Here is a 6555-nt window from a genome sequence, read left to right on the forward strand (position 1 = left end):
AGCCTAGATGCCGCCGAACGGCCGGGGTTGGTCACCCATTTCGCCTTTCCCCTCTTCCGGTGGTACAATAGGCTATACCAAGACAGGCTTTTCGGCCGGGGAGTGAAACACGCGATGGCGAATACGTACGTCTACACCCGAAGAGAAGAAGTCGCCAATGCCGTTACGCACGGGATCGGCGCCGTTCTGAGCGTCGCGGCGCTCGTGCTGCTCGTCGTTTATGCCAGCTTGAAGGGGACGGCCTGGCACGTGACCAGCTTCGCGATCTACGGCACGACCATGCTGCTCCTGTATACCGCCTCCACGCTCGTCCATGCGGTGCGGGAAGGCAAGCTGAAGGACTTGTTCGAGACATTCGACCATTCCTGCATTTATCTGTTCATCGCCGGCACCTATACGCCGATTCTGCTGACCGTGCTGCGCGGGCCGCTGGGATGGACGCTGTTCGGGCTTGTCTGGAGCATCGCGGTAGGCGGCGTCGTCTTCAAAGCTTTCTTTACCAAGCGGTTTCTCTATCTGTCTACGCTGTTCTATCTGCTGATGGGATGGCTCATCGTATTCGCCTGGGGCCCGCTGACGCAAGCGCTCATGCCGGGCGGCATCCGTCTGCTCGTCGCCGGCGGCATCCTGTATACGATCGGCTCCGTTTTCTATATGTGGCGCGCTTTCCCGTACCATCACGCCGTGTGGCACCTGTTCGTGCTGGCCGGCTCCGTCGCCCACTTCTTCGCCATTTTGCTGTTCGTCCTCCGCTAGCTTCATTTCCCCGGAAATTGTAGTAAAATGTAGAATCATAGCATGGTTTCCGGGATGTGACGAACCTGTCGATAACGAACGACCTCGTAGCCAACTTCGCCCTGTTGACCGCATTTTTATTCGCCTACAACCTGCTCTTCGGGCAGAAGGTGGCGGGCCTGCGCCCGAGCCTTCGCACGAAGACGATCGCCGGCGCGGTCCATGGCGTCTTCGCGATCTTGCTCATGTATTTCGGCGTCAGCATCGGACCGACGACGATTCTCGATTTTCGCCAGCTGATGATCATCTCTTCGGCTGCCTATGGAGGCCTCTACTCGGCTTTGCTGACCGGCCTGATCGCCGCTTCCGCGCGCATCCTGCTGTTTGGCTTGAACCACTCTTCGATCGTCGCGTCGATCTCGGCGCTGACGCTGTCGCTCGCGAGCGGCTTGATCTATCGCGCCGTCCGCGGCCATCCCGCCCGCATGTGGGGCTACTCGCTGCTGCTCAGCCTGGCTTGCTTGACGGGGACGCTCGTCTACCTGCTCGGAAAGGACAGCGCGGACATCCTGCTGCGCATGGCGCCGCTCATCGCGGTCGGCGGCGTCTTCGTCGCCGGGCTGACGGCGTACTTCGCCTCCGCCAACCGGCTGACGCAGGAACTGAAGGCGAGCGAGGAGCGCTACCGCAAGCTGCACTCGATGCAGGAAGGGATCCTGCAGTCCGCGTCGGGCGTAGCCATCGTCGCGGTCGGACTCGACGGCCGGATTACGCTGTTTAACAAAGGCGCCGAGCTGATGTTCGGCTACCGGGCAAAGGAGATGCTGGGGCGGGCCGTCAAAGGCTTTGGCGTCTTGTCGGCGAAGGCTAGGCACGGTCTGCCGGACGAGCGGGAGTGGACATGCTTCCGCAAAGACCATTCCCGGCTGCGCATCCTTTTGAGCGTCACGCCGGTGCGGGATGAAGCGGAGGTGACATTCGGCTATATGGGGGTGGCCACCGACATCACCGAGCGCCAGCGCGCCGTGGAGGCGCTTCGCAAGGCGAACGACATGCTGCGCCAGCTGTCGCTGCTGGATGGGCTGACGGGCATTCCGAACCGCCGCCACTTCGACCAGTCGCTGGAGCGGGAGTGGACGGCGGTCGCGTCGGGAGACAGCACCCTCGCGCTTCTCCTGCTCGACATCGACGACTTCAAGGCGTACAACGACACGTATGGCCATCAGGCCGGGGACGAAGCGCTCATCCGCGTCGCCGATGCGGCGAGAAGCGTCTTGCAGCGCGAGGAGGACCTCGCGGCGAGGTATGGCGGGGAGGAGTTCGCGGTCATTTTGCCGGGGGCGAGTCTCGCAGATGCCGTCCGCGTCGCCGAGCGCATCCGTGCGGCCGTAGAAGCGCTCCGCCTGCCGCACGCGGGCGGACCGGCGGGCTATGTGAGCGTTAGCGTCGGCGCGGCGTCCGCGCGAGGCGGTGCGCTGTCCGACGCGCAGGCGCTCGTGGCAGACGCGGACCGGGCGCTGTACGCCGCCAAGCAAAGCGGAAGAAACCGGGTCGCACAGGCGGAAGAGAGGCAGGGGGCGATACGATGATCGAGGTGGGACTGGCCGGATGGGGCGACCAGGATGCGCTGTATCCGGACGGCTTGAAGGCCAAGGACAAGCTCCGGACGTACGCGCGGCACTTTCCGGTCGTCGAGGTGGACAGCTCGTTCTACGCCGTTCAGCCGCCCGAGCGTTTCGCCCGCTGGACGGAGGAGACGCCGCCCAAGTTTTCTTTCGTCGTGAAGGCTTATCAGGAAATGACCGGGCATCTGCGCGGCAAAAGCTACTATAAGGACGCGGAGGAAATGTACGCCGCCTTTCGGGCGTCCGTCGAGCCGGCCCGCGCGGCGGGCAAGCTGAGGGCGGCGCTGTTTCAATATCCCCCCTGGTTCGACTGCAATCGCGAGAACGTAAAGCTGCTGCGCGAGACGAGAGCACGCATGGAGGGGCTGCCGTGCGCGCTGGAGTTCCGGCACCAGAGCTGGTTCGCGCCGGAGTGGCGGGACAAGACGCTGGCGTTCATGGCGGACGAAGGCTGGATACACAGCGTGTGCGACGAGCCGCAGGCCGGAGCCGGCTCTGTGCCGACGGTGCTCGCCGCTACGCATCCGGAGCTGACGATCGTGCGGATGCACGGGCGCAATGCGGCGGGCTGGCACCAGAGCAGTGCGCCGAACTGGCGCGAAGTCCGCTACTTGTACCGGTACAGCGACGAGGAGCTAGCCGAGTGGCGTGACCGGCTGCTGGTCCTGCAGCGGGATACGCGGGACATCTGCGTCGTATTCAACAACAACTCCGGAGGGGACGCCGCGCCGAACGCCAAGCGGCTGATGGCGATGCTCGGGCTGAAGACACCGGAAGGCGGGGATCCGGAAGCGCCGGTCGAAACGCCAGGGGATGCCGGTCCTGAGCAGCTCGACCTGTTCGGCGGGGAGCTTCCTCCGGAGTGATCGCCGGCCGGACGGCTTCGCGTAACCCGAAAATTCGGGTTACCGTCCGCAGCCGGTCGGACGGCGGCCTTGATTGAGCCGAGGCGGACTGGTTTAATTAGAGAGAAACGGGCTTCATCCGACCTTGAAGGGGGAGACGCGTATGCAATACCACGTCAACAGCTGGTCGTTCGGTCGGGAAATGGGACCTCTGCAGCTCATCGAATGGGATGATGACGGCGGAAAGCATGTCGTACAAACGGAGGGGACGGATCCGGCGCGGATGACGCTGTCGGAGCTGATAACGCGCCTCGGCAAGCAGGGCTATCGCGGGGTCGAGCTGGCCTACGTGCATCTGCGGGACATGTCGGAGGAAGGGCTGCGCCGGCTGCGGGACGATGCCGGACAGGCCGGCGTGGAGCTGACCTCGCTGCTGCTCGACTTCGGGGATCCTTCTTCGGCGGACGAGGCGCGCCGGGCGGCGGAGAGAGACCTGTACCGGCGCTGGATCCGGGCCGCGGAGCAGGCTGGCTTCCGCAGGGTCCGCATCGGCGCGGGCCAGGCGTCGCCCGAGGATGAAGCCGCGTTCGACCGCGCCGCGGACATGCTCCGCGAGCTGGCCGACTTCGCCGAACGAGGCGGGATTCGCCTCGTAACGGAAAACCTGGGCCGCCTGCTGTCCCGTTCGGACCGCGTACTGAAGATGCTGCGCGCTTGCGGCGGACTTCGGCAACTTCAAGACGGAGAAATACCGGCAGTTGGAGGACATCCTCCCGCAAGCGGAGACGATCCATGCCAAGGCGTCGGAGGGCGCCGGCGGCCAACTCGATTCGACGGATTTTCGCAAATGCGCGGAGCTGGCCCGAAAGACCGGCTTCCGCGGGCCGTTCTCGCTGACGTATCTCGGCGATAGCGATCCTTGGCGGAAGCTGACGGAAATTCGCGAACTGGCGGAGATCGAGACGCCTTCGCTCCGGCTCATGTAATTCCCAATTGACATCCGGCGTCCGTGTTGTTTACGCTAACAGCACGGATGCGCGCGCGGCTCGGCGGTCCGATAGCGGATGCCGGGGAAGGACGCTTGTCCGCCGGCGGCTCGGATCGCCGCACACGCGCCCATGGGACGTCCGGACGAGCGCCGGATCTCCCCCTGTTTCTCTTGCCTTTGCGTGAAACCGCGAGCCGGGGGCTGGCGGTTTTTTTGGGTCAAGGAGGCCGGCGACGCGCACGACTATACTCCGAAATGAACGGGTGAATGCCATGATGAATAAAACGAATATTTCGATCGAGACGGACAAGCGTTCCTTCGTCGCCCGATTCGCCGAGCGGGGACACGAAGGCGCCGACGTTTATTTCGACTATGCCGCCACGGTAGGCGGCATCGTCAGGATGCTGTCCGACAAGTACGGCTGCGATTTCAAGCTTTATTATCAGGAGGATCAGGACGACGTATGGGACGGGCTGGAGGAGGACCTCGCCGCGGGCTATCAGGGCCTGGACTTCGTGGCGAGCGTGTTCGACCTGGTCGAGACCCGGCAATTTCTGTTCGAGCCAAAGCTCGGCGAAACCCAGTATGACATCCGGCCTTCGGTCCGCAACAACGTGTTCGCTTATCCGGAGCACCGAGTGGCGTTCGCCCGCGTGCCGACGCTCGTTAACTACGGCCTCGGCACCGAAGACCTGATCTTCGCCGAGAGCGACGAGGGGCTGCGCGATTGCCTCCGGGAGATGCAGGGCCGACTGGTTCGCGAGCGGAAGATGAACATTTACACCGATACGAAGGACGGGCTGGACCGGAACCGGGAGCCGATCTCCCAGGCGGTGACCCGGGACGACGTCATTATGGACGAGTCGCTGAAAACGCAGATCTTCCGCTCGATCGACGAGTTTTTCTCCAAGGACCGGGCGTTTTTCCAAACGTACGACATTCCCTACAAGCGCGGGATTCTGCTGTACGGGCGTCCCGGCAACGGCAAGACGACGCTCGTTAAGTCGATCGCGGGCAGCATCGACGCGCCCGTCTCCTACTGGCAGATCACGGAATACACGACGAGCGAATCGATCCAGGAAGTGTTCGCCGCCGCGGTCAAGCAGGCGCCGACGGTGCTCGTCATCGAGGATATCGATTCGATGCCGGCCTCCTGCCGTTCGTTTTTCTTGAACATCCTGGACGGTGCGACTTCCAAGGAAGGCGTCTTCCTGATCGGCACGACGAACTATCCGGAAAATATCGATCCCGCCCTCATGAATCGGGCCGGCCGCTTCGACCGGGCTTACGAAGTGAGGTTGCCCGACGAGGAGATGCGCCACGCCTATCTACTCCGCAAAGGGCTTGGCAAGATGACGGACGAGGAGCAGCTCGCTTTGGCGGCACGCCGTACCGAAGGGTTCTCGCTGGCCCAGCTCAGCGAGCTGTATGTCTCTGCCGCACTGCAGATGCACTATGAGGAAAAGGTCGATCTGGAGCGGCTGATCTCGGATCTGCGCAGCGACCTGAACAAAGGACGCCGCGGAGACTGGCTTAGCAATACCGGCAGCGGGGGATCGGGCGCGCCTTATCAGATCGGGTTCCACTCGGCTTGACGGCCGGTTGCGGACGGCTTGCTGAAGGTGCTGCATGCGTTCGCTTTCCGAGGCGTCCGCCTGACGGAGCCGGACGACCGGAATGGGACGGCCCGGCGTAAAGTCGTCATCCAGTATGTCGAGTCCGCCTTCCTCGAGGTGATCGCCTGGTGATCGCGGAGTTCATGCCGGATTCCGAGGAGGAGATCGCGGCGCAGCTCATGAACCTGTCGATCCGCGGGCCTTATTGGCGCAACCCGATCGAACACGGTCCGGAGGCGTGTCCTCGTTGAGGAAGACGCGCCGGACGAGCTTCCATCCGAAATGGAGGCCATCCCACGCGTCAAGTACGAAGGAAGGGCCTTCAAACACCAAGAAACCGTCTTCGGTAAAGGAAGCTGCTCCTCCATCTACAAAAGGGACGGTTTCTTTATGTTCTCGCTACACCTAGCGATCCATTTTTCCAGCCGATCATACCGCACTGGGCGCCGCAGCCGCGTTAGAGCGACGATGTGCGGTAACAGGTTCCGTATATGGCGCCGAGGCCGCGTTAGCGACGATGTGCGGTAACAGGTTCCGTACATGGCGCCGCAGCTGCGTTAGAGCGACGTTGTGTGGTAACAGGTTCCGTACATGGCGCCGCGTTCGCGTTAGAGCGACGATGTGCGGTAACAGGTTCCGTACATGGCGCCGCAGCCGCGTTAGAACGACGATGTGCGGTAACAGGTTCCGTATGCAGATAGACTAGAAAGTGGACACACCGTAGTAGCGACCTGTTACAATAAATC

General features: G+C 62.9%; 7 protein-coding genes. All 7 read left to right on the forward strand.

Translation table 11 applies throughout. From position 1 onward, the window contains the following. Positions 1 to 114 precede the first annotated feature (114 nt). The 7 genes from trhA to LKX83_RS34070 all read left to right on the forward strand — a co-directional run bounded on the left by trhA (position 115) and on the right by LKX83_RS34070 (position 6060). Positions 115 to 756, forward strand: coding sequence for a PAQR family membrane homeostasis protein TrhA (gene trhA, locus LKX83_RS30205; protein WP_227886696.1), 642 nt, complete (start codon positions 115 to 117; stop codon positions 754 to 756). Between the two features lie 56 nt (positions 757 to 812). Next, on the forward strand, positions 813 to 2324 hold the full coding sequence (locus tag LKX83_RS30210) for a GGDEF domain-containing protein (protein ID WP_227886698.1): 1512 nt from the start codon (positions 813 to 815) through the stop codon (positions 2322 to 2324). After that, positions 2321 to 3226, forward strand: coding sequence for a DUF72 domain-containing protein (locus tag LKX83_RS30215; protein ID WP_227886700.1), 906 nt, complete (start codon positions 2321 to 2323; stop codon positions 3224 to 3226). Before LKX83_RS30210 ends, LKX83_RS30215 begins: the two co-directional genes overlap by 4 nt. Positions 3227 to 3368: 142 nt before the next feature. Further along, a complete protein-coding gene (locus LKX83_RS30220) occupies positions 3369 to 4118 on the forward strand; it encodes a sugar phosphate isomerase/epimerase family protein (RefSeq protein WP_227886702.1) in 750 nt (249 codons plus the stop codon). A gap of 350 nt (positions 4119 to 4468) precedes the next feature. Beyond that, positions 4469 to 5788, forward strand: coding sequence for an AAA family ATPase (locus LKX83_RS30225; protein ID WP_227886705.1), 1320 nt, complete (start codon positions 4469 to 4471; stop codon positions 5786 to 5788). Positions 5789 to 5806: 18 nt separating this feature from the next. Continuing rightward, on the forward strand, positions 5807 to 5941 hold the full coding sequence (locus LKX83_RS34065; protein WP_255654989.1) for a hypothetical protein: 135 nt from the start codon (positions 5807 to 5809) through the stop codon (positions 5939 to 5941). After that, complete coding sequence (locus tag LKX83_RS34070) at positions 5938 to 6060, forward strand: hypothetical protein (protein ID WP_255654990.1); 123 nt, start codon at positions 5938 to 5940, stop codon at positions 6058 to 6060. The genes LKX83_RS34065 and LKX83_RS34070 overlap by 4 nt, the downstream gene beginning before the upstream one ends. Positions 6061 to 6555: the final 495 nt, after the last annotated feature.

Origin of the sequence: Cohnella baijiui (genome assembly GCF_020731285.1) — a bacterium.
In the GTDB taxonomy this organism is placed as follows: domain Bacteria; phylum Bacillota; class Bacilli; order Paenibacillales; family Paenibacillaceae; genus Cohnella.